This is a genomic window from Azohydromonas caseinilytica (genome assembly GCF_012927045.1).
In the GTDB taxonomy this organism is placed as follows: domain Bacteria; phylum Pseudomonadota; class Gammaproteobacteria; order Burkholderiales; family Burkholderiaceae_C; genus Azohydromonas; species Azohydromonas caseinilytica.
Genome location: NZ_JABBFW010000096.1, coordinates 1 through 1,034, shown reverse-complemented (window position 1 = coordinate 1,034; position 1,034 = coordinate 1). Strand labels below are relative to the sequence as shown.

Annotated in this window: 1 protein-coding gene; it reads right to left on the bottom strand. The window is 69.8% G+C overall.

The genetic code is table 11. From position 1 onward, the window contains the following. A partial coding sequence (locus HHL10_RS30125) for a hypothetical protein (RefSeq protein WP_205833305.1) occupies positions 1 to 1,034 on the bottom strand: 1,034 nt, incomplete at both ends.

The window sequence follows — 1,034 nt, the reverse complement described above, 5'->3', positions numbered from 1 at the left end:
AGCCCGTTGGCCGCGGGGCTGCGCGTGACGTTGAAGCTCAGCGCCGAGCCGCTCCAGCTGAAAGCGCCGAAGGTGGAGGCGTTGCGCGCGTCGAGCCAGGTGAGCATCTGGCGCGCGGCGATCACCGGCACGCCGCGGGCCTTGGCCGAGGCCACCACGGCCTCGGCCTCGTCGATGATGGCCTGGTCGGTGTGGGCGTTGACGGTGTAGGCGCCGTAATACCCTTCGGCCCCCAGCGCGCGGTCCAGCAGCGTGTTGACCACGTACGGGTAGCTCTGCCCCGACTCGTCGGTCATCTGCGTGGCGGCCTGGTACACGTCGATGAAGTTGCCGTCCAGCCGCATGAAGCGCATGGGCATGGCCGAGCCGGTGAAGAGGCCCGGCACGTCGTCAACCCAGCCCGGGGGCCAGAAGTAGTAGCTCGTGTCCAGCCGCATGCCGTACTTGGCCTGCACCTGCGCGCCGCTGGCCCAGTCGCTCCAGACGATGCAGTGGTGGCGCTGCGTGGCCGGCGCGGGCAGGCTGGTGTACTTGCTCTGCCAGTAGGCCAGCTGCTCGGCGTAGTTCTGGTCCAGCGAGGCCGCGTCGTAGTCGTCGCAGCGCGTGGTCGCGTGCAGGCTGGTCTCGAAGCCCTCGGCGTCGTACTGCGCGGCCTGCGCGTTGCTCATGGCCGTGTCGGTGTAGACGTACGAGGTGCCGCGGATGCACTCCCAGTTGGCCACCGAGCACCCCGGCGTGGAGAGCTGCTTGAAGCGCTCGAAGCGCCCGGGCGTGCCGCCGTTGGCGTGGTCGTCGCCGGTCATGATCACCACGGCCTTGTGCCCGTTGGGGAAGTACCAAAAGCGCGGCAGCGGCTTGCGCGCGAGGTTCATGTGCGTGATCAGGTTGGCCAGCAGCCGCTGCTGCTCGTCGGCCTGCGGGATGGCGACCTTGGCCAGGTCCACCCAGTCGGACTGCGGGTCGGCCGCGGCCGCGCCGTAGTACTTGTCGTCCGAGCGGATCGGCGTGAGCCCGTCGCGCTCCTGCGCGGCCCA